The sequence below is a fragment of the Affinirhizobium helianthi genome, from assembly GCF_042680945.1.
GTDB lineage: Bacteria > Pseudomonadota > Alphaproteobacteria > Rhizobiales > Rhizobiaceae > Neorhizobium > Neorhizobium helianthi.
Window position 1 is genome coordinate 355,937 of the sequence record NZ_JBHUEQ010000003.1, and the last position, 22,868, is coordinate 378,804.

A 22,868-nucleotide genomic window follows, 5' to 3' on the forward strand; every position below is an offset into this window, starting at 1 on the left:
GTCACGTCGAAGGATAACACTCATGAAATCTCTCCTGCACACGGGCAAGCGCTGCCTGCTGGCTTCGCTCGCCATGTCCGTTTTTGTTTCGCCGACAGTTGCGCTTGCCCAAGAGGCACCAAAGATCACGAACAAGGGGCTGGTTGCCGTTGGGCGTATCGCCGCAAGCCAGAAGGACAAGTTCGGCGAAACCTTCGGCTCCGGTTCTGGCATGGCTATCGATCCGACCGCCTGGAAGAAGGATGGCGATAGCTATTCCGGTGCGCTTTGGCTGTTGCCGGATCGTGGCTACAACGTGGAAGGCACGACCGATTACAACGATCGCCTGAACAGAATCGAGTTTCGCCTTAACCCCACAGCGAGCTCTCCAGGCGAGGCCGGTCAGGCATCCACTCTGCAGGCCAAGCTGACCGACACCATGCTCCTGACGGATGATCAGGGCAAGAACCTGACTGGACTGGACCCTGAAGGCGGCACGCGTGCTGCGACGGATAAGCTTCCCCTGCTGCCTCAGGCTCGTACGGGCAAGGTTGCTGTGGACCCGGAGGCTATCGTTCGCCTGAAGGACGGTTCCTTCCTGATCAGCGATGAGTACGGTCCCTACATCTATCGCTTTACAGCCGAAGGCAAGTTGGTCTCGGCCACGCAGCCGCCCAAGGCTTTGCTGCCCATGCGCAATGGCGCAGTGAATTTCTCCTCGAACAATGTGGATGCGCAGGGCAAGAAGCCCGAGCCTAAAGATCCCGAGACCGGAAGACAGAACAATCAAGGCCTTGAAGGCATGTCGATGACGCCGGATGGCAAGTTTGTCATCGCTGTCCTGCAGTCGGCCGCGCGTCAGGATGGCGGCGATTCCGGGCAGACGCGCATGAACACGCGTGGTCTGGTCTATGATGCCACTGACATCGACCATCTCAAGCTGGTCCACGAATACGTCGTTCCTCTGCCGACCTTTGATAACAAGGGCAAGGTGGCCGTTGCTGCGCAGAGTGAAATCCTGGCGATTTCCGACAAGGCATTCTTGATGCTGGCGCGTGACAGTAACAACGGTCAGGGCCTTAAGGGCGATACCTCTGTTTATCGCCAGATCGTGCTTGTCGATCTCTCTCAAGCAACAGATATCGCCAATTCGGAGTTTGATGCTGGCAAGCCGGTTGCGCCGAAAGGTGTTGTGGATCCCGCAGTCAAAACCGCGACGCTTACGCCGTTTATTGACCTGAACGACAAGGCGCAACTTGGCCGTTTCGGCCTGCACAACGGCGCGCCGAATGATAAGAACAATCTCTCGGAAAAGTGGGAAGCCATGTCTATTGCCAGTGCTCAGGATGCCACGGCACCGGATGATTACTTCCTGTTTGTTGCCAACGATAATGACTTCCTGACCCAGGACGGTTTCCAGGTTGGCGCATCTTACAAGGCTGAGGGTGGTGCGGATGTGGATACCATGTTCCAGGTCTTCCGTGTCACGTTGCCCGGAATGGTGCGATAGAGCGCTTCCAGGCAAAGTGCATAGAGGCTTTCCGTCCGGACATACGTAAAAACAAGAGATAGAGCGTTGCCGTGCTTCTGTTCGATACGAAAACGCTCTAAGCACGTGGCGATCTTTGAGAGCATATCCGGTGGTTCCGCTTTGCCGGGTATGCTCCGCCTCTTGGACTTTACAGAATTTGGGCGCGAAACCTCTGACGCAGATTTGCTGAACGTACTTTCAGCTCATGCCTGGCGCAGAATGAGGAGCTTGCCGGATTGTGTCCGCAGGCTCCTTTTCGAACGGCAGGAAGCGCCGCTAGCCAGCGCGCAAATAGCGGATCGCTTCATCACGCCGATGCAGATAGAGGAGGACCCGAAGCGCTTGACCGCGTTCACTGGCGAGGTCCGGATCTCTTTCCAGAATATAGGCTGCATCTTTGCGGGCGATTTCCAGAAGATCGCCGTGCGCTTCAAGGCTGGCGATGCGAAAGCCGGGTGTGCCGGATTGGCGGGTTCCAAGCAATTCGCCTTCACCACGCAATTTCAGGTCTTCTTCCGCGATGAGAAAGCCATCCTCGCTGTCGCGCAGAATGGAGAGGCGCGCGCGCCCGGTTTCGCTCAACGGTCCCTTGTAGAGAAGAATGCAGGTGGATGCTTCATCACCACGGCCCACGCGGCCGCGCAACTGATGCAGCTGGGCAAGGCCGAAACGTTCCGCATGCTCGATTACCATGATGGTTGCATCCGGTACGTCGACGCCCACTTCCACCACGGTCGTTGCCACCAGAAGACGGATTTCGCCCGCCTTGAACGCGGCCATGACGGTATCCTTTTCCGCGCCGCTCATGCGCCCATGCACCAGTCCAACCTTGGGCCCAAGGGCTTTCGTAAGTGCAGCGTGACGCTGCTCCGCAGACATAAGCTCGGACAGGTCGGATTCTTCCACCAGCGGGCAGATCCAATAGGCTTTCTTTCCCTCGGATAGCGCCGAGCGCAGGCGTGCGACAATCTCGTCCGTGCGTTCCGTTGGCACCGTGACCGTCTGAATTGGCTTTCTGCCAGCGGGTTTCTCCGTCAGCTTGGAAACATCCATATCGCCAAAGGCGGCAAGTACCAGCGTACGCGGGATAGGGGTGGCCGTCATGACCAGGAGATGCGGGTTCATGCCCTTGGCGGTGAGCTTGAGGCGCTGATGCACGCCGAAGCGATGCTGCTCATCCACCACAGCCAGCATAAGGTCATGATAGGCAATGGCATCCTGGAAGAGAGCATGCGTGCCGATGATGATCTGAGCCTCGCCAGAGGCTATGCGCGTCAGCACCTCCTCGCGCTCCCGGCCTTTCACGCGACCGGTGAGCACCTCAACCTTCAAGCCCACGGCCGCGCTGATACGGCTGATTGTTGCGTGGTGCTGGCGTGCCAGAATTTCCGTTGGCGCCATCAGCACGGCTTGTCCGCCAGCTTCCACCACATCGGCCATCGCCATCAGTGCGACCAGTGTTTTTCCCGCACCGACATCGCCCTGAACGAGGCGCAGCATACGCTCATCCTTGGCCATATCCTCGCGGATTTCCGCAATCGCATTCTGCTGGCTGCCGGTGAGAGAGAAGGGCAGGGAAGCGGCGATTGCATCACGGATGCGACCGGCAACCTGAACAGGTCTCCCTGTCGCCTTGCGCATTTTCTGTCGAACGAGGGCGAGCGACACTTGCCCTGCCAGGAATTCGTCATAGGCAAGGCGGCGTCTTGCTGGTGCCTGTGGCTCCAGATCGCTGGTGTCGCGGGGATCGTGAAGCCGACGGAAGGCTTCGGCTGAGGAGGGCAGGCCCTGCTTCTGCTTGAGGGGTTCGTCCATCCATTCGGGAAATGCGGGGAGTCTTGCAAGCGCACCTTCCACCGCACGGCGCATGACTTTCGGAACCAGCCCGGCTGTCATGGGGTAAACCGGTTCAACCAGCGGCATGTCCACGGCTTCCGATGCCTTGATCATCAGGTCTGGGTGGACCATCGAGGCGCGTCCATTGAACCAGTCCACCTTGCCGCTAACGAGAACCGTTTCGTCGACTGGAAGCGCCTTCTCCAGCCAGTTCGCCTTGGCACGGAAGAAGGTGAGGGCCAGCTCGCCCGTGTCATCGTGCAGAAACACACGATAGGGCATGTTGGACTTGCCGGGCGGTGGCGGCTGATGGCGATCCACCCGGCCTTCAACGGTAACGATTGCCCCTTGCGGAGCCAGGGCGATGCCGGGGCGGTTGCGCCGGTCAATCATGGATGAGGGGGCATGGAAGAGAATATCCACCACCCGGCAGTCATCGGCATCCTCCCGGTCGGTCACACGCGCCAACAGATCGGCAAGCTTGGGGCCAATACCGGGCAGGCTGGAAACAGAGGCGAAAAGCGGATCAAGCAGGGCGGGGCGCATGTCCGGGAAAATGCGCTGGAAATTGCGTGTTTGGCAAGGCTGACAATTGGAAAGTTTCGTCCTATATCAGCCGCACAAAGAGGGTACACGTTCATGACAGGACTGTCGCGCAGCAGCGCCGATCTCGATCCCCGGCGCCGCAGAATTCTTTATCGTTGCTGGCATCGAGGCATTCGCGAGATGGATCTCGTTTTCGGCCAGTTTGCCGAAGCCGAGATTGCCACACTTTCCGATGCCGAGCTTGATGAGCTGGAGCGCATCATGGCGGAAGAGGATCAGGATCTGAACCGGTGGATCACTGGCGCGGATCCTGTGCCAGAGGCGCTGAATACTCCCATTTTCGCGCGATTGTGCGCCTATAGGCCGGACTTCGATATTGTGACGACCGCCTCCCTTGCGGAGAAGTTCGGGTCCGATCAATGATTTCTGGCTTCGATGCGAAGAAGGTGGCTGCGGCCTCCTCCAGCCTCACCATTGCCAATGTACAGGCCGGGATGGAGCCGCTTCTTCTGGCGGAGCTGGCGAGGCAGGGGCAATCCGTCGCTTATGTCATGTCAGACGGTCACCGTATGGCGGATCTCGAGCAGATGCTCGGTTTTGTTGCCCCGGACATTCCGGTGCTTACGCTGCCTGCCTGGGATTGCCTTCCCTATGATCGTGTTTCGCCCAGCGCCGATATTTCTGCACGTCGCTTGACCGCGCTTTCCGGGCTGATTGCGCACCGCAAGAAGCCGCATCCGGCGATTGTTCTCGTGACGGTCAACGGCATGATGCAGAAAATCGCCCCGGCAGACGTGATCGAGAGCCTGGCCTTCTCGGCCAAGCCGGGCAACACCATCCGCATGGATGATATTGCCGCGCGTCTGGAGCGGAACGGCTTTGATCGTGTCCCGACCGTGCGTGAAGTGGGCGAATTCGCCGTGCGCGGCGGCATTCTTGATGTATTTGTGCCTGGCACTGAAGAACCTGTTCGCCTCGATTTCTTTGGCGACACACTGGAATCGATTCGTACATTCGACCCGGCGAGCCAGCGCACGACAGGGCAGGCGAGAGCCCTTGACCTGAACCCGATGAGCGAGGTCACTCTGACGCCGGAAACGATCAGCCGGTTTCGTAAATCCTATCTTTCCACCTTCGGCGCCGCCACGCGCGATGACGCTCTGTACCTGGCTGTTTCCGAAGGACGCCGCTATGCTGGTATGGAGCACTGGCTTCCGTTGTTCTACGAGCGGCTTGAAACGGCTTTCGATTACCTCAGCGGTTTCCGGATCGTGACCGATCACACGGCGCGGGAGGCTGCGCAGGAGCGTTCCAAGCTCATTATCGATTACTTCGAGGCTCGGCAGAATTCAGGAACGACCGCCAAGGGCGGCGGTGCCCAGTCGACACCCTACAAACCCGTTTCCCCCGGCCAGCTTTATCTGGATGGCAAGGGGTTTGCCGCCCAACTGGATGATGTGGCCGCCATTCGATTGACGCCCTTCAACGAGCATGAGGGCGAAGCGCGCAAGGTGATCACGCTGGATGCGCGATCTGGTCCGCGCTGGGCGAAAGCGCAGGCTGAAGCCGAGCATCAATCGCGCGACGAGCGCACCAATGTTTTTGATCTCGTCGTCAAGCACATCGCCGATAAGCGGGCCGAAGGCAACAAGGTGCTGATCACCGGCTGGTCGGTTGGCTCTCTGGACCGTCTTCTTCAGGTGCTCGATGAGCACGGTTTGAAGCGCATCAAGCAGATCGAGAAGCTTTCCGAGATCGGCAAGCTCGACAAGGGGGAGGCGGCATCTGCCGTACTGAGCCTTGAAGGCGGCTTCGAGACCGGCGATCTGGTGGTCATTGGCGAACAGGATATTCTCGGCGACCGCATGGTGCGTCGATCGAAGCGCCGCAAACGCGGGGCGGATTTCATCTCCGAAGTCGCTGGATTGGATGAAGGCTCGCTGGTTGTGCATGCCGAGCATGGAATTGGGCGCTTTGTCGGTCTGGTGACAATCGAGGCGGCTGGTGCGCCGCGCGCCTGCCTTGAACTGCATTACGCCGATCAGGCAAAGCTGTTCCTGCCGGTTGAAAACATCGACCTTCTGTCGCGCTACGGTTCTGATTCGGCGGAAGCATCGCTCGATAAGCTCGGCGGCGGCGCATGGCAGGCGCGCAAGGCCAAGCTGAAGAAGCGCCTGCTGGACATGGCGGATGCGCTTATCAAGCTTGCTGCTACGCGCATAACCCGTCGCGCCCCGGTGCTGGAAACGCCTGAGGGCCTTTATGACGAGTTTGCAGCGCGGTTCCCCTATGATGAGACCGAGGATCAGGCAAACGCTATCGATGCGGTGCGCGACGATCTTGCCGCAGGTCGCCCGATGGATCGTCTGGTCTGTGGCGATGTGGGCTTCGGAAAAACGGAAGTAGCGCTGCGCGCAGCGTTCTTTGCTGCCATGAATGGGGCGCAGGTGGCAGTAGTTGTGCCAACCACGCTTCTGGCGCGTCAACATTTCAAGACTTTCCGCGAGCGTTTCCGTGGCTTGCCAATCACTGTTGCGCAAGCCTCGCGCCTGGTAACGGCAAAGGAATTGAACCAGACGAAGAAAGATCTTGCCGAAGGCAAGGTCGATATTGTTGTGGGCACGCATGCGCTGCTCGGCACCGGCATCAAGTTTGCCAATCTGGGCCTGCTGATCATTGATGAGGAGCAGCATTTCGGCGTGAAGCACAAGGAGAAGCTGAAAGAGTTGAAGAGCGATGTTCACGTTCTGACACTCTCGGCAACGCCGATTCCGCGAACCCTGCAATTGGCCATGACCGGCGTGCGCGAGCTTTCGCTCATCACGACACCGCCTGTCGATCGCATGGCCGTGCGGACATTTATCTCGCCGTTCGACCCGCTGGTGATCCGCGAGACGCTGATGCGCGAACATTATCGCGGTGGACAGAGCTTCTATGTTTGTCCGCGTCTGGCAGACCTGCCGGATATTCAGGCGTTCCTGCAATCGGACGTGCCTGAATTGAAGGTGGCGGTAGCCCACGGCCAGATGCCTGCTGGCGAACTGGAAGACATCATGAATGCCTTCTACGACGGCAAATATGATGTGCTTCTTTCCACGACCATTGTAGAATCCGGTCTTGATGTGCCGACGGCCAATACGCTGATCGTGCATCGTGCGGATATGTTCGGTCTGGCGCAGCTTTATCAGATCCGTGGTCGTGTCGGCCGCTCGAAGGTTCGCGCGTTTGCACTCTTCACCTTGCCGGTCAACAAGCAGTTGACCGCGACGGCTGAACGCCGCCTCAAGGTGCTTCAGTCGCTCGACACTCTGGGCGCGGGTTTCCAGCTTGCGAGCCACGACCTGGATATTCGCGGTGCAGGGAACCTGCTGGGTGAGGAGCAGTCCGGCCACATCAAGGAAGTGGGTTTCGAGCTTTATCAGCAGATGCTGGAAGAGGCAGTCGCCGAGGTGAAGGGCGACGACGAGATTCACGATACAGGCTGGTCGCCGCAGATTTCGGTTGGCATTACGGTCATGATTCCGGAGGATTACGTGCCGGATCTCCATCTGCGCATGGGCCTTTACCGACGCCTGGGCGAGTTGACGGAACTGAAGGATATCGATGGTTTCGGCGCAGAGATGGTCGATCGTTTCGGACCTATGCCCGTGGAAGTGCAAAACCTTCTGAAGGTTGTCTTCATCAAGTCGCTGTGCCGTAAGGCCAATGTCGAGAAACTGGAAGCGGGGCCAAAGGGTGTGGTTCTGCAGTTCCGCGACAAGCAGTTCCCGAATCCGGCTGCTCTGGTGGGTTACATTGCCAAGCAAGGTTCCATGGCCAAGATCCGTCCAGACCACAGCGTAGTGCTGACACGCGATCTGCCAACGCCGGAAAAAAGGCTGACCACGGCAGCCCAGATCATGGTTCAGTTGGCTGACTTGGCGCGCTAAGTATAGTTTTTCTGAATTTGAATGTACTTAACAAGAAGCCCGCGCTATTCGGCGCGGTTTTTTTGTTGTTCAGTCCTTGGGTTGAAAATCCACTAATTTTCTATTTTTGAGTTCTGATTTGCGTCAAGTCCGAGAAATGGGATTAATTTTTCTTTGAAGTGCAATCTTGGACTGTGCGATGCTGACTTCGCACAATTTTGTATTGACTTGCTGTTAACGAAAAATTAAGAGACGCACCGTTGTTGCCTGAACATTAAATCAGATTTTTTTTACTAAAAAGAAGCACATATTATGACGGATCTATGTATTGATTTGAGTTATGACGTTGTTATTGTTGGAGGTGGTTTGGCTGGGCAAGCTTTGGCGCTCTCCGTTGCTGATCAGAAGAGAGTTTTGCTTATCAGCAAGAACCCTTTGGAGGCTGCCGCTTCCAACTATGCACAAGGTGGCATTTCTGCCGTCTATGGTGCGCATGATAGCCACGAAAAACATATTGAGGACACGCTTGTTGCCGGGTGTCATCTCAACGACCGCGAAAACACGCGCTTCATCGTTGAGGGCGGCTTGGACGCCGTACAATGGTTGATCGCGCAGGGCGTTCCCTTCACCAAGGATGGAGAGGATTACCACCTGACCCGGGAAGGCGGCCATGGTGAGCGACGCATTCTCCATGTCGATGACATGACGGGCCGGGGCATTCAGCAAACGCTGACCGGAAGACTGAAAAATCACGGCAATATCACGCTGCTTGAGCACTATACGGTGGTGGATCTCATCACAACGGAAGATGGCAAGCGCTGCATTGGGGTGACGCTTCTTGACGCCATGGGCAATGCCCGGCGCATTGCTGCTGGCGCGACCGTTCTTGCCACCGGTGGCGTTGGTGCGATCTTCCAGCATGCAACGTCACCCTCGTCGACGATTGGTGATGGTGTGGCGCTCGCCTGGCGAGCCGGTTGCCGCGTCGCCAATATGGAATTTCTGCAGTTTCACCCGACCTGCATGTACTATCCGGGGGGAGAGGCGTTTCTGATTACCGAAGCGGTGCGCGGTGAGGGTGGTCTTTTGAAGCGCGCCGATGGAACACGCTTCATGGATGATTATGATCCGCGCGCGGAGCTGGCGCCGCGTGACGTGGTGTCCCGGGCGATCTATGCCGAGATGAAGAAGACCGGACAGCCCTGTGTTTATCTGGACATCAGCCACAAGACCCCGGAATTTGTACGCAGTCATTTTCCCAACATCTACAGGATTTGCCTTGAGAGGGGCATCGATATCACCCGTCAGCCCATTCCGGTCACACCAGCCTCGCATTACACCTGCGGCGGTATCTTTGCGGGCCATGATGGCAAAACGGATCTCGAGCAGCTGCTCTGTCTCGGGGAAGCCGCCTATACCGGCCTTCATGGCGCCAACCGGCTGGCGTCCAATTCCCTGCTAGAATGTGTCGTCATGGCCAGGGCTGCAGCGGAGGCGATCCTTGCGGATCACGTCTCCATCCCCGTGCTTCCGCTTCCCACAGGTGGCCCGCGTGCGCTTGCAAGCAGCAAGGAGGACTTCCTTCGGCTGATGAAGCAGGAAATCCGCGCCTTGATGTGGAACTACGTCGGCATCGTTCGTTCAACATTTTCGCTGAGGGCGGCTGCACGCCGGCTGGATGTGATCCGACAGGAGGTCTTCGCGCTGCTGGAGGCTCGTTCACCCTGCGTCGAATTGATTGAGGCTCGTAATCTGGTGATTACCGCCGATCTGATTATTCGCAGTGCTCTTTCCCGAAAGGAAAGCCGCGGTTGCCACTATAATACCGATTTCCCGGACATGGCGACCGAGGCAGAGCCGACCGTGCTGATGCCGCATACGGATCAGCAGAGCATCGCTGCGTGAGGTGAAGTCATGTTTGTCGCAGCTTTCGGCCTTCCCTTCGGCGCGCTTCTGGGCACGATGGGAGGGTTCCTTGGAACGGGTGGCGGCACTTTCGCCATCCCTCTTCTCGTTCTTCTGTTGGCCTATGACCAAAAATTGGCTCAGGGCACCGCGTTGGTGATGGTTGTCACCAACGTGTTGTTTGCCCTGTATAAATATCGCAATCGGGGCAGCCTCGACATCAAGCCCGCTATCACTCTGGCGGTGAGTGGAAGCGTGACGGCGGCCTTCAGTTCTCACTGGGCTCTCTCGCTGCCAAGCGAGACGCTCAAAGTGTATTATGGCGGCTTTCTGGTCGGGCTTGCAGTGTTCGTGCTGCTTGCCCGAAAGCGCACTGCTATCCTTCAAGTTCGCGATTATCGCTGGGCTGTTCTTCCTGGGGCTGTCGGGGGCGTTTCCCTCGGTCTGTTTGGAGTAGGCGGGGCAATGCTTGCCGTACCGCTGCTGGTCATGTTCTTCGGCTATTCGCAAGTGCGTGCCCAAGGGCTGGGTCTTGCACTGGCTTTGCCCGGATGTTCGATCAGTTTGTTCCAATATGCCAGCCATGGCCATGTCGAGTGGATGCTTGGCACCATGCTGGCAGTCGGGGGACTGATCGGGGTTCCGGCCGGTGTTTATTGCGCACACAAGGTCAGCGAGCGAATGCTCATCGGTTCTTTCTGCGTGCTGCTCGTTCTGGCCGGTTTGCTGGTTATCCTGAAGTGACGGGCGGCTACGACTGCTCTTCACGCTCTGGCTTGATGGCCAACGCCGCTTCGCTCTGCCCCACCACGGGCGGAGGAAGCGGTGTACCGCGTTGCCGTTCGCGAATCAGCGTCAGCAGGCCGGACCCGACGATCAGAGCGATGCCCAGCGCCATCCAGCCATCCACGTGATCGCCGAATATCAGATAGCCGAGCAGGATCGCCCATAGCATCTGGCTGTACTGGATTGGAGTTACGATAGCAGCCGGTGCATATTGCGAAGCCAGCATGAGCAGAACCGTACCAACCGCAGCCAAAAGACCGAACATGCCCAGAAGAGCGAGGTCCGTAGCCGTTGGCATGACTGCCGTGGGAAGCATCAGCACGAAGCAGACGATCAGCGTGCCAAGGATGCCGGCTCCATACATGGAAATGTTTTTTTCACTGGGGCCGAGCTTGCGGTAAATGATGACCGAAACGGCTGCTGTGAAACCGGATGCCAGTGCGGTGAAGTGGCCGAGCGACAGCTCGCGAAAGCCCGGTCTCAGCACGACCAGAACGCCGATGAAGCCAATAATGACCGCAGCCCAGCGCTTCGGCCCGACACGTTCCTTGAGGAATATAACGGACATGATGGTGGCGAAGGATGGCAGCAGGAAGATGAGGCAGAAGGCTTCTGCCATCGAAAGCTCGGTGAATGCGATAATGCTGCCGACCGTGCCAATGGTGGAACAGGCGAAGCGAAGCAGCCAAAGCGGACGATTTGTTGTCCTGACAATGTCTGTCCACCGATCTCCCTTTTTCAGCAGAAACGGAATGGCAGCAAAGCCAAACACTGTGCCGATAAAGCCTGCCTGAAAGGGCGGCACCCGCCCATCCACCAGTTTCACGGCGGCATCGCTGAAGGAATAGGCTGCAAAACAGATAAAGGCGATCAGGACGCCTTTGAGAGTCGTGTCGTGACTTTGCAAGGGTTTGTTTCCGGCGATGCCTTCACTCGAGATATATCACGCTGGCTCTAAAGCGCCGCCGGAAATGCGTCAATTCATATTCGCGCGGGCCTCGGCCTTGGCATTTGCAATGTCGACGAATGCATTGGCCAGAACCTCGGGCGTTTGCGCGCCGCTGACGGCATATTGCTGGTCGATGATGAAGAATGGAACGCCGTTTACGCCCATCTTCTGGGCTGCTTCAATCTCGCCCAGCACCAGATCCTTATCGGCGTCCGAGGAAAGAAGTGCGCCAATCACCGCTCGGTCGAGGCCAGCCTCCTCCGCAATATCGAGCAGAACATTGGCGTCGCCGACATTGCGTCCCTGTTCGAAATTGGCTTTGAAAAGGGCGGTCACAACGCGATCCTGCGCTTCCCGATTCTCCACGGATGCCCAGTGAATGAGCCGATGGGCATCGAGGGTGTTGGGGCCGATGGTGATTGCGTCGAAATCGAAGGCGATGCCAACCTCCCGGCCCAGTTGGCGCAGCATATCGTGGGCGCGCTGAACCGCTTCCTGTCCGCCCAGTTTCTCCGCAAGCGCTGCTTTTTGGTCCACACCCTCCGGCGGGTATTCCGGGTTGAGGCGATAGGGGCGCCAGTTGACGTCGATCTGCACGCGATCCTGAACTTCGGCAATGGCAAGCTCAAGCCTTGCCTTGCCCAGGTAGCACCATGGGCAGACCACATCTGAAACCAGGTCTATCGTCAGTCTTTCCATTTTGCACCTTCAGATCTTTGTCGTCGTTTCAGTTTTGCGCCCGCGCATCCCACCACGTGGGCAGCTGGTAGCCATAGAGAGGAAGCTTTTGCGGATGCTGGATGTATTTCCAACGCGCAACCCATTGTTCCGGAATGTGATAGAGGGGCACCATATAGGAGCCAGCCAGCAAAAGCCTGTCATAGGCGCGGACGGCCGTTTCGAAGTCCTCGCGCGAGCGCGCATTCAACATGGCCTCTATCACGCGGTCCACATCAGGATCCGCCAGACCGGCAAAGTTGAAACTCCCCTGCCTGTCCTTCGAATCACTGCCCCATCGACCGACCTGCTCAATCCCTGGAGAGAGGGAAGACGGGTAGGATTTCATGATGACATCATAGTCGAAATTGCCCGACCGGCTCTGATACTGCGCATCGTCAACAGTGCGAATCGTAACTGCAACGCCGATCATCCGCAGCGTGCGCTGGTAGGAAATCGCCGTTTTTTCCTGATCCTGATTCTGTGTCATGATCTCGAAAGCAAGTGGCGTGCCCTGAGAATCCGCCATCTGCCCGTTCTTGATCGAGTAGCCGCCCTGTTTGAGCAGCTCAACGACCTTGCGCAGGATCGTGCGGTCCCCTCCGGAGCCGTCACTTTCCGGCAGAACCGGCTGACCCTGTAGTATTTCCGCCGGTATCCGCTTGGCTGCATCGCCAAGGAGAACGAGCTCTTTCTCATCGGCGGGGTGCCCGAGCGAGGCCAGATCCGAATTCTGCCAATAGCTGCGGGTTCTGGTGTAGGCCCCATCGTAAAGATTGCGATTGGCCCATTCGAAATCGAAGGCCAGTGTCAGCGCCCGCCGGACATCTTCGTTCTGGAACAGCGGACGGCGCAGATTAAAGACGAAACCGAGCATGCCGGACGGAAGTTCGGGGCGAAACACATCCTTGACGACATCGCCATTGGTGACGGCGGGGAAATCATAGGCGCGGGTCCAATGCGTCGGGCTTCCCTCCAGATAAAGGTCTATAGCCCCTTTTTTGAAAGCTTCAAAAAGCGTGTTTTCCTGCAGGAAATACTCGACCGAGATCTCGTCGTAATTATCGAAACCCACTTTGGAGGGAATATCCCGGCCCCAATAATTCGGATCGCGCTCATAGACGATTTTCTGGCCCGGATTGATTCGCTTTACGCGATAGGGGCCGGAACCGACCGGGATTTGCAGGCTCGACTGGTCGAACGTTTCCCTATCGATGGCATGTCTTGGCAAAATCGGTGTCCCGGCGGCCAGGATCAGCGGGAACTCCCGGTCCGCCAGTTTGTTGAAGGTGAAGCGAACGCTGTGTTCACCTACCTTTTCCATCTTTTCGACGGGTTTCAGCCGATTGTTGAAGGGCGTTCTGCCTTTGTCACGCAGGACTTCAAGCGAGAAGATCACGTCTTCCGGGGTCACGGGCAGGCCGTCGGACCACTTGGCTTTCGGGTTGAGGTTGAACTGGATGTAGCTGCGGTCGGCATTCCACTCCACGCTCTCGGCCAGAAGGCCATAGAGTGTGAACGGTTCATCGGCACTGCGAACCATCAGGCTTTCGTACACGAAATTGCCAAAGGCCGGATCCCACATTCCGCGGGCGGTGGTTCGGATGCTTTTCAGGTTGAAGGGGTTGAGGCTATCAAAGGTCCCCACAACGCCGTAGGCGATGCTGCCACCCTTTTTAACCTCTGGATTGACATAGGGAAAATGCTTGTAATCCGCCGGCAGGGCAGGGCTGCCATGCATGGCAATGCCGTGGACTGCCTGAGCATGAGCGGTGCCTGCCAAAGAGAGCAAGAGAAGGGAGAGCATAGTCAGCTTGCGCATCGTGATCTCGTCTTGATTTTCCGATTCGTCGGCAAACTAACCCATTGAGCCTGTGAAAACCAATCCGTTGCGAGAAAACTTGAAACACAGCGACGTAATCGCGAAACAAAGGCTGGATATATCCGGCGACGCAATGTAACAGGAGTCCCCAAGCCGGTGGGGGTCATTCAATTGCCTCATTTAAACGACAGTGGAGCGACACGACACCCGGCACGAGAAGCGGCGCTGCTGCTTCCAGAACACCGCTTTCAGGAGACGGATCTCGGTATGATGCTTAAGGCAAACAAGGTTCTGCGGACGGCCATGTCCGCCCTCGCACTTTCTTTTGGCGTGGCCCCTGTGGCGGCGCTTGCACAAGATGCCGCTCCGGCTGGCGCCCCTCCGCTTGGCTGGTTCAAGACCTGTGACAAGCAGGACGATAGCGATGTTTGCGCTGTTCAGAATGTGCTTCTGTCGCAGAATGGCCAGTTGATAACGGCTGTTGGCCTCATCACTGTTGAAGGCAAGGTCAACCGCAAGATCCTGCAGGTTTCCGTGCCATCCGCTCGTCTCATCCAGCCGGGTGTGATGATGCAGATCGACGGCGGCAAGGGGCAGAAGCTGGATTACGTTCTCTGCATTCCGGACCGTTGCACGGCTGAAACCGTTCTGACGGATGCGATGATCGCCAGCCTGAAGAAGGGCACCGAGGTCGTATTCACCTCCATCAACTTCCGTCGCGCGCCGAACCCGATCAAGGTTTCGCTTAGCGGCTTTACCGGTGCCTTCGACGGCGCGCCGATCTCGCAGTCTCAGCTTGCCGAAAGCCAGCGCAGCCTGCAGGAAAGCATGCAGAAGAAGGCTGAGGAAGCCCGCAAGAAGCTGGAAGATGCGCAGAACGCTGCGAAGACCGGCCAGTAATTTACAATGCTTGAACAGGAAAGGGCGCCCAAGTGGCGCCCTTTTTTGATTCTGGTTGTTGTGGTGATCAGTGCGCCAGTATGGCCTTCGGTTTGAACTCTCCCGAAGGTGCCCGGTCAAATATCTGCGATACTTGCGGATTCTTCAGCGGCTCGTCGCTGTCGTCATGGACGAGATTCTGTTCTGACACATAGGCGATATATGCAGTCTCACCGTTTTCTGCGAGGAGATGATAGAAGGGCTGATCCTTATGGGGCCGGATTTCAGCCGGTATTGCATTCCACCATTCTTCCGTGTTGGAAAACTCAGGGTCCACGTCGAACACAATTCCCCGGAACGGAAAGACCTTGTGGCGCACGATTTCCCCGATCGTAAATTTTGCGTTGCGTTGTTTCATGGCTCAGATTTCCTTTCCTCACCTATGTGGGAATTCATGAAACTGACATCAAGATCATAAGCATGAAACGCGCCGCACACGCTTTTGTGCCGCCCAAGAGCGATCACAAAAAAAAGGGCCAGCACAAGCCAGCCCTTTTCCTGAGATTTCGCGCGTATAATCAGACGGAATAGTACATGTCGAATTCGACAGGATGCGGGGTCATTTCGAAGCGCATGACTTCCTGCATCTTGAGTTCAATGTAGGCATCAATCTGATCGTCATCGAATACGCCGCCGGCCGTGAGGAACTTGCGATCCTTGTCGAGGCTTTCGAGGGCTTCACGCAACGAGCCGCAGACCGTCGGGATCTTCTTCAGTTCCTTTGGCGGCAGATCGTAGAGATCCTTGTCCATGGCCTTGCCCGGATGGATCTTGTTCTTGATTCCATCGAGACCGGCCATCAGCATGGCGGCAAAACCGAGATAGGGGTTCTGTGCCGGATCAGGGAAGCGAACTTCAACGCGCTTCGACTTCGGGCCCGTGCCAAACGGAATGCGGCAGGAAGCGGAACGGTTGCGAGCGGAATAGGCCAGCAGAACCGGCGCTTCATAACCGGGCACGAGACGCTTGTAGGAGTTCGTCGTGGGGTTGGTGAAGGCGTTGATGGCCTTGGCGTGCTTGATGATGCCGCCGATGTAGTAGAGGCAGCTCTCGGAAAGGCCGGCATATTCATCGCCTGCAAAGGTCGGCTTGCCGTCTTTCCAGATAGACTGGTGTACGTGCATGCCGGAGCCGTTATCGCCATAGACCGGCTTCGGCATGAAGGTTGCCGTCTTGCCATAGGCATTCGCGACCTGATGCACGACATACTTGTAGATCTGCATCTTGTCGGCGTTGCGAACCAGCGTGTCGAATTTCACGCCCAGTTCGTGTTGGGCGGATGCCACTTCGTGATGATGCTTTTCAACGACTACGCCCATTTCCGTCAGGACGGTGAGCATTTCGGAGCGCATGTCCTGAAGGCTATCGACCGGGGGAACCGGGAAATAGCCGCCCTTGATGCGCGGACGGTGACCGAGGTTGCCGGTCTCATAATCCGTATCGTCGTTTGTGGGAAGCTCGGAAGAGTCGAGCTTGAAGCCGGTGTTGAACGGATCGGCCTTGTATTTCACGTCGTCAAAGACGAAGAATTCCGGTTCAGGGCCAACGAAGACGGTGTCGCCAATGCCGGATGCCTTGAGGTAGGCTTCAGCCTTCTTGGCCGTGCCGCGCGGGTCGCGGTTATAGGCTTCGCCCGAAACCGGGTCCAGGATGTCGCAGATGATGACCATCGTCGACTGGGCAAAGAAGGGGTCCATGTGCACGGTTGCCGGGTCGGGCATCAGCACCATGTCGGATTCATTGATGGCCTTCCAGCCGCCAATTGAGGAGCCGTCGAACATGACGCCGTCCGCGAACATGTCTTCGTCCACAGCGCTGACGTCCATCGTTACGTGCTGCAGCTTGCCCTTCGGGTCGGTGAAGCGCAGGTCCACGAACTTGACGTCGTTCTCCTTGATCTGCTTCATGATGTCGCTTGCGGTCGTCATGGAATCTCCCATTGCAATAATATGTTAAGCCTGTGTCCGGTTCTGCGCGGTCAGGTGTGTCAGATGGCGTCTACGCCGGTTTCGCCCGTACGGATACGAACGACTTCCTCTACGTTAGAAACAAATATCTTTCCGTCGCCAATGCGTCCAGTCTGGGCGGCGTTGCGGATAGCATCAATCACGGCATCCACGTTTTCATCCGCAAGAACGACTTCCACCTTCACCTTTGGCAGGAAGTCCACCACATATTCGGCGCCGCGGTAAAGCTCGGTGTGGCCTTTCTGGCGACCGAAACCCTTGGCTTCCGTGACTGTGATACCCTGTAACCCGACCTCTTGAAGCGCTTCCTTGACTTCGTCCAGTTTGAAAGGCTTGATGATCGCTTCAATCTTCTTCATGAGAAAACTACTCTCCGCTTCTCCCTTGAAGACGGGTTGTGCCCGTCTGCCCAGCTAGATGCACGTAGTGTGCCAAATTCGTCCGGGTCTTCTTCGAAATGCCAATTCCTGCTGCGGATGCCTCCCCGTGCCGGATTGCAGGCTATGGTCTTGCGAGGCACAATGCAAGAGCATGCTCAGGGTGAAGCGATTGCAGGATGGTGACCAAAGATTCGGCAATGGCCTTGCTCTATTTTATAGGCAAATGAACTCATTTTAGGCAGATGTGTCGCAGCTCTCCGCGGTCATCCCCCTGGTTTGAGAGAAAGATGCATAAAGATGTCGCTTACTGATCCATTCCTACTCACTCCTGCAGAGGCGGCAGCCGCTGACAGGGAGACGGATGCAAGCGGCATACCCATCTTTCATCTGATGCAGCAGGCGGGTTTTGCTGTGGCGGCGGAAGCCCTGCGGCATTTTGCGCAGGCTGAACGCTTTGTTGTTCTTTGCGGGCCCGGCAATAATGGCGGTGATGGTTTTGTCGCGGCCAGCGCCTTGAGGCGGGCTGGCGCCAACGTTTCCATCCACCTTGCCGGGCGTCCCGAAGAGCTGACGGGCGCTGCGCGCCTTGCCTGGCTGGAAGCGCAGACGCCAGCCCAATCTTTTTCAAGTTACCAGCCCCATCCCGGAGACGTGATAATCGACGCAATCTTCGGGGCAGGGTTATCGCGTGATGTGCCACCTGAGGTGACTGATCTCATCACGCGCGTGAGAGAGGTCGGGTGCCCTGTGCTCGCGGTCGATCTTCCTTCCGGGATCGATGGTCTCACTGGACAAGTGCGAGGGGCGGCGTTCCAGGCTCAGCGAACCGTTACTTTCGTGGCGCGAAAGCCGGGTCATGTCTTGATGCCCGGCCGGATCTATTGTGGAGAGATCTCTCTCGCACCCATTGGCATGCCAACCCGTATCGCCAGACGCCACGCCCGGACCGTTTCCGTGAATGACCCACGTGCCTGGAAGGCTGCGATAAACGTTCAGCAAGGCGATACGCACAAATATAAGCGTGGACATCTTGCTGTTTTCAGCGGCGGCCCTAGCCACACCGGAGCAGCGCGCATGACCGCTTCCGCCGGGCTTTGTGCGGGTGCCGGTCTTGTGACGTTGGCCTCGCCGCCAGACGCAACGCTTGTCAATGCATGCGCCATGACGGCGGTGATGGTGCGGGAAATCGCCGATCTCCAGGACCTCAAAATGTGGTGGGCGAGCGGCAAAATCAGTGCCGCTGTGATCGGCCCAGGATTTGGGGTCGGAGAAGGTCTGCGAAGCTATGTGCATGCAAGCGCTGCAAGGCCGATGGTTCTTGATGCAGACGCGATCACAGCCTTTGCTGAAAGACCGGATGAATTGTTTGCTCTGGCCGCAGGCTCAGAGCCGCGTCAGATATTGACCCCGCATGAGGGCGAGTTTGCTCGCCTGTTTCCTGACCTTGCGGCTGACAAGACCATTGGTAAGCTTGAGCGTGCGAAACGTGCTGCCGAACGCGCACATGCGGTCATCGTTTACAAGGGGGCGGATACAGTCATTGCCGCACCGGATGGACGCCTGCTGATCAACGAAAACGCTCCGGCATGGTTGGCAACGGCGGGCTCCGGCGATGTGCTGGCAGGTATTGCCGGTGCAAATCTTGCGCAGGGCATCCCGGCTTTTGAGGCTGCAGCAGCTGCCGTGTGGTTGCATGGGGAGGCAGGGAACAAGGCAGGCGTCGGGATGACGGCGGAAGATCTTATCCGCCATATTCCGGCAGCACTTGAGGATTTGCTTAGTTGGTGCAGGCTTTGAAAAGTTCACGCGCACCATTGGGTGCATTCACTTTTCCGCCCGTGATGAAGTAGGCAAAAACATCTCGGGGCTTCTTTTCAACGCGCCTGTCTGGCGCATGAAGGGAAAGGTCATCGGGCACGCCGCCTTCCGCATAGAGTTTGAAGCGCTCTGCCCATTCGTCGATTTTCGGCTTCGGATAGCAGGTCGCAACATCGTCTGAGCCTCTTTGCAGGCGGGCATAGACGAAATCCGCCGTCACATCTGCGAACATCGGATAGTCGGCATGATCCGCACAGACAGCAGCAACGCCGTGTCGTGCGATCATGTCCACGAAGTCCGGCGTGCAGAAGCTCTCATGCCTCGGCTCCACGACGTGGCGCAGAGGTAATCCGTCGAGCGTTTGTGGGAGCAAAGAGAGGAATGCCTCGAAATCATCCGGCTCGAATTTCTTTGTTCCCATGAACTGCCAGAGGATCGGGCCGAGATGCGGTCCCAGTTCCGCAATTCCCTGATTCAGGAACTTCTCGATAGACGGACCGGCTTCCGCCAGAACTTTCCGGTTTGTGCAATAGCGGCTCGCCTTCAGCGAGAAGATGAAGTTCTCAGGCACTTCCGACGCCCACTTTGCAAAGGTTGCAGGCTTCTGGCTGGAATAATAGGTTCCGTTCACCTCGATGGCGGTAAGTTCGCGGCTGGCAAATTCCAGCTGCCGTTTCTTCGGCAGCTTGGGCGGATAGAAACTCTCGTCCCATGGATCGAAGGTCCAGCCACCGATACCTGTCCTGATCGCACCGCTTGCACCTGCGCTCGCCATACCTTTTCCTCCGGTCAGCATCGACGGCTATTCAGCCGCCTCGGCCTTCATCTTCTTTGTGTGTGGCCTGCGCTCCAGAAGTTCTTTCAGGAACTGCCCGGTGTAGCTGCGCTTTTCCTGAACAACATCTTCCGGCGTTCCGCATGCGACGATCTCACCGCCGCCGGTCCCGCCTTCCGGCCCGATGTCGATGATCCAGTCGGCTGTTTTGATCACCTCGAGATTATGCTCGATGACGACAACAGAATTGCCCTGATTGACCAGCTCGTGAAGCATCTCCAGCAGTTTCGCCACATCGTGGAAGTGCAGGCCAGTGGTCGGTTCATCCAGAATGTACAGCGTTCGCCCGGTGGAGCGTTTCGACAACTCCTTGGCCAGTTTGACGCGCTGCGCTTCACCGCCCGAAAGCGTATTTGCCTGCTGCCCGACCTTGATATAGCCGAGGCCGACATCAAACAGAGCCTGCAGCTTGTCACGAACGGCAGGTACGGCAGAGAAGAACTCAACGCCCTCCTCAACCGTCATGTCCAACACGTCAGCAATGGATTTGCCCTTGAACATGACGTCGAGCGTTTCGCGATTATACCGCTTTCCGTGGCAGACATCGCAAGTGACGTAGACATCTGGCAGGAAGTGCATCTCGATCTTGATGACGCCGTCACCCTGGCATGCTTCGCAGCGGCCGCCTTTGACATTGAAGGAGAAGCGACCCGGCTGGTAGCCACGCGCCTTTGCTTCCGGCAGACCTGCAAACCAGTCGCGAATGGGGGTGAATGCCCCGGTATAGGTTGCGGGGTTGGATCTGGGGGTGCGCCCGATTGGCGACTGGTCGATGTCGATCACCTTGTCGATGAACTCGAAACCGTCGATCCGGTCATGCTCGGCCGGGATTTCCCGTGCACCCATGACGCGCCGCGCGGCAGCCTTGTACAATGTTTCAATCAGGAAGGTCGATTTGCCACCGCCCGACACCCCGGTCACGGCCGTAAAGAGACCAAGCGGAACAGAGGCCGTCACATTCTTGAGGTTATTTCCTCGAGCGCCGACAACCTTGATTTCCTTGCCCTTCTTCGGCTTGCGACGCTCAGCGGGAACGGCAACACCAAGCTCGCCGGACAGATATTTCCCGGTTAGCGAATCGGGATTGTCCATCACCTCCTGCGGTGTTCCTTCCGCAACCACCTGGCCGCCGTGAATACCGGCAGCAGGACCAATGTCGACCACATAATCGGCGGTGAGGATCGCATCTTCGTCGTGCTCGACAACCAGCACCGTGTTTCCAATGTCGCGAAGGTGTTTCAGGGTATCGAGCAGCCGCGCATTGTCTCTTTGATGCAGGCCGATTGACGGTTCGTCCAGAACATAGAGAACGCCTGTCAGGCCGGAACCGATCTGCGATGCCAGACGAATACGCTGGCTTTCGCCACCGGAGAGAGTGCCTGAATTGCGCGAGAGGCTGAGATAGTCGAGGCCCACATCGTTGAGGAACCGCAACCGTTCGCGGATTTCCTTGAGGATCCGCACCGCGATCTCGTTTTGCTTGGTATTGAGTTTCGATGGCAGCACGTCGAACCAGTCACGCGCCTTCTTGATCGACATATCTGTGACCTGGCCGATATGCATATGGTCGATCTTCACCGCCAATGCTTCCGGCTTCAGGCGGAAGCCTTGGCAGGCGGGGCAGGGCGCCGCCGACATGTAGCGCTCGATTTCCTCGCGGGCCCAGGCGCTGTCGGTTTCCTTCCAGCGACGTTCCAGATTGGGGACGATGCCTTCGAAAGTTTTGCTTGTCTTGTAGGACCGCGCGCCATCTGCGTAGTTGAACTCGATCTTCTCGTCCGTACCCTGCAGAATGGCCCGTTGTGCCGCTGCCGAGAGCTTCGACCAGCGATCCGTCAGCTTGAACCCGAAGACTTTGCCCAAGCCCTCCAGGGTCTGGTTGTAATAGGGCGAGGTGGATTTGGCCCAGGGCGCGATTGCGCCGTCCTTCAAGGTGCGCTCCGGCTCCGGCACGATGAGATTTTCGTCGACCTTCTGTTGCGCTCCCAGACCGTCACAGGTGGGGCAGGCGCCGAAGGGATTGTTGAAGGAGAATAGGCGGGGTTCGATCTCGGGGATCGTGAAGCCGGAGACGGGGCAGGCGAATTTTTCGGAAAACAGAACCCGCTCATGCGTTTCGTTGAGCGATTTGTTCGCAGAACCGCCAGCCGCAGTTTCTTCCGGCGGCAGCGGCTTGTCCGCGAATTCTGCAACAGCCAGCCCATCGGCGAGCTTCAGACAGGTCTCAAGACTGTCAGCCAGTCGTGCGCCGATATCGCCACGCACGACGACGCGATCAACAACCACATCGATGTCGTGCTTGTATTTCTTGTCGAGCGGGGGCGCGTCGGCGATCTCGTAGAACTGTCCGTCCACCTTGACGCGCTGGAAGCCCTTTTTCATCAGGTCTGCCAGTTCCTTTTTGTATTCGCCTTTGCGGCCGCGCACGAGTGGCGCAAGAATATAAAGGCGTGTTCCTTCTTCCAGCGCCAGAACCCGATCAACCATCTGGCTCACCGTCTGGCTTTCGATCGGCAGTCCGGTGGCTGGCGAATAGGGAACGCCCACACGCGCGAAAAGAAGGCGCATGTAATCGTAGATTTCGGTAACGGTTCCGACCGTCGACCGCGGATTTTTCGAGGTCGTCTTCTGTTCGATGGATATGGCCGGGGACAGTCCGTCGATCTGGTCCACGTCCGGCTTCTGCATCATTTCAAGAAACTGGCGCGCATAGGCGGAAAGACTTTCCACATAGCGACGCTGGCCTTCGGCGTAGATCGTATCGAAGGCGAGCGACGACTTGCCCGAGCCTGACAGACCGGTCATCACGATCAGGCTGTTGCGGGGCAGGTCGAGGTCAATACCCTTGAGGTTATGTTCGCGCGCGCCGCGAATGGAAATCGTCTTGAGTTCGCTCATCGTGATTAGGCTCTGTGGGGGATCAGATCCCCAATTTAGTGATCGAATGGCG

Annotated in this window: 16 protein-coding genes; 7 read left to right on the forward strand and 9 right to left on the reverse strand. The window is 57.4% G+C overall.

All coding sequences use genetic code 11. The features are described from left to right. The first annotated feature begins 22 nt into the window (after nt 1-22). Nucleotides 23-1,489, forward strand: coding sequence for an esterase-like activity of phytase family protein (locus ACFSE1_RS02265; RefSeq protein WP_377395931.1), 1,467 nt, complete (start codon nt 23-25; stop codon nt 1,487-1,489). A 297-nt stretch (nt 1,490-1,786) separates the two neighbouring features. On the opposite strand, the gene recG is transcribed toward ACFSE1_RS02265, so the two are convergent. Continuing rightward, nucleotides 1,787-3,892, reverse strand: coding sequence for an ATP-dependent DNA helicase RecG (gene recG, locus ACFSE1_RS02270; protein WP_377395934.1), 2,106 nt, complete (start codon nt 3,890-3,892; stop codon nt 1,787-1,789). Nucleotides 3,893-3,985: 93 nt separating this feature from the next. Between recG and ACFSE1_RS02275 the strand changes: the two genes are divergently transcribed. The 4 genes from ACFSE1_RS02275 (at nt 3,986) to ACFSE1_RS02290 (ending at nt 10,449) form a co-directional block, all read left to right on the forward strand. After that, nucleotides 3,986-4,315 (forward strand): FAD assembly factor SdhE, encoded by a 330-nt coding sequence (locus ACFSE1_RS02275; protein ID WP_377395937.1) that lies wholly within the window; start codon nt 3,986-3,988, stop codon nt 4,313-4,315. Next, on the forward strand, nt 4,312-7,821 hold the full coding sequence (gene mfd, locus ACFSE1_RS02280) for a transcription-repair coupling factor (RefSeq protein ID WP_377395940.1): 3,510 nt from the start codon (nt 4,312-4,314) through the stop codon (nt 7,819-7,821). The genes ACFSE1_RS02275 and mfd overlap by 4 nt, the downstream gene beginning before the upstream one ends. A 291-nt stretch (nt 7,822-8,112) precedes the next feature. Next, nucleotides 8,113-9,705, forward strand: a complete 1,593-nt coding sequence (nadB, locus tag ACFSE1_RS02285; protein WP_377395943.1) for an L-aspartate oxidase — start codon at nt 8,113-8,115, stop codon at nt 9,703-9,705. 9 nt (nt 9,706-9,714) lie between these two features. After that, on the forward strand, nt 9,715-10,449 hold the full coding sequence (locus tag ACFSE1_RS02290; RefSeq protein ID WP_377395946.1) for a sulfite exporter TauE/SafE family protein: 735 nt from the start codon (nt 9,715-9,717) through the stop codon (nt 10,447-10,449). 7 nt (nt 10,450-10,456) lie between these two features. Here ACFSE1_RS02290 and ACFSE1_RS02295 read toward each other — a convergent pair whose 3' ends face one another. The 3 genes from ACFSE1_RS02295 to ACFSE1_RS02305 all read right to left on the reverse strand — a co-directional run bounded on the left by ACFSE1_RS02295 (nt 10,457) and on the right by ACFSE1_RS02305 (nt 13,979). After that, nucleotides 10,457-11,398 carry a DMT family transporter gene (locus ACFSE1_RS02295; RefSeq protein ID WP_377395949.1) on the reverse strand — a complete coding sequence of 314 codons (942 nt, stop codon included), beginning with the start codon at nt 11,396-11,398 and terminating at the stop codon, nt 10,457-10,459. 69 nt (nt 11,399-11,467) lie between these two features. Further along, entirely contained in the window at nt 11,468-12,139 is a 672-nt protein-coding gene (locus tag ACFSE1_RS02300) for a DsbA family oxidoreductase (RefSeq protein WP_377395952.1), read from the reverse strand. A gap of 28 nt (nt 12,140-12,167) precedes the next feature. Next, entirely contained in the window at nt 12,168-13,979 is a 1,812-nt protein-coding gene (locus ACFSE1_RS02305; RefSeq protein WP_377395955.1) for an extracellular solute-binding protein, read from the reverse strand. Nucleotides 13,980-14,246: 267 nt separating this feature from the next. Here ACFSE1_RS02305 and ACFSE1_RS02310 point away from each other — a divergent pair, with 267 nt between their 5' ends. Continuing rightward, nucleotides 14,247-14,879 (forward strand): invasion associated locus B family protein, encoded by a 633-nt coding sequence (locus ACFSE1_RS02310; protein WP_377395958.1) that lies wholly within the window; start codon nt 14,247-14,249, stop codon nt 14,877-14,879. Between the two features lie 67 nt (nt 14,880-14,946). On the opposite strand, the gene hspQ is transcribed toward ACFSE1_RS02310, so the two are convergent. The 3 genes from hspQ to ACFSE1_RS02325 all read right to left on the reverse strand — a co-directional run bounded on the left by hspQ (nt 14,947) and on the right by ACFSE1_RS02325 (nt 17,244). Then, nucleotides 14,947-15,276, reverse strand: coding sequence for a heat shock protein HspQ (gene hspQ, locus ACFSE1_RS02315; RefSeq protein WP_377395961.1), 330 nt, complete (start codon nt 15,274-15,276; stop codon nt 14,947-14,949). A gap of 160 nt (nt 15,277-15,436) precedes the next feature. Continuing rightward, nucleotides 15,437-16,846, reverse strand: coding sequence for a type I glutamate--ammonia ligase (glnA, locus tag ACFSE1_RS02320; RefSeq protein WP_377395963.1), 1,410 nt, complete (start codon nt 16,844-16,846; stop codon nt 15,437-15,439). Nucleotides 16,847-16,905: 59 nt separating this feature from the next. Beyond that, nucleotides 16,906-17,244, reverse strand: a complete 339-nt coding sequence (locus ACFSE1_RS02325; RefSeq protein WP_062554525.1) for a P-II family nitrogen regulator — start codon at nt 17,242-17,244, stop codon at nt 16,906-16,908. A 312-nt stretch (nt 17,245-17,556) separates the two neighbouring features. Between ACFSE1_RS02325 and ACFSE1_RS02330 the strand changes: the two genes are divergently transcribed. Next, a complete protein-coding gene (locus ACFSE1_RS02330) occupies nt 17,557-19,062 on the forward strand; it encodes an NAD(P)H-hydrate dehydratase (protein ID WP_377396569.1) in 1,506 nt (501 codons plus the stop codon). Here the strand turns inward: ACFSE1_RS02330 and ACFSE1_RS02335 are convergent. Next, entirely contained in the window at nt 19,043-19,858 is an 816-nt protein-coding gene (locus ACFSE1_RS02335; protein ID WP_377395966.1) for a DUF72 domain-containing protein, read from the reverse strand. The genes ACFSE1_RS02330 and ACFSE1_RS02335 overlap by 20 nt on opposite strands. A 27-nt stretch (nt 19,859-19,885) precedes the next feature. Next, nucleotides 19,886-22,816 (reverse strand): excinuclease ABC subunit UvrA, encoded by a 2,931-nt coding sequence (gene uvrA / locus ACFSE1_RS02340; protein ID WP_377395969.1) that lies wholly within the window; start codon nt 22,814-22,816, stop codon nt 19,886-19,888. Nucleotides 22,817-22,868: the final 52 nt, after the last annotated feature.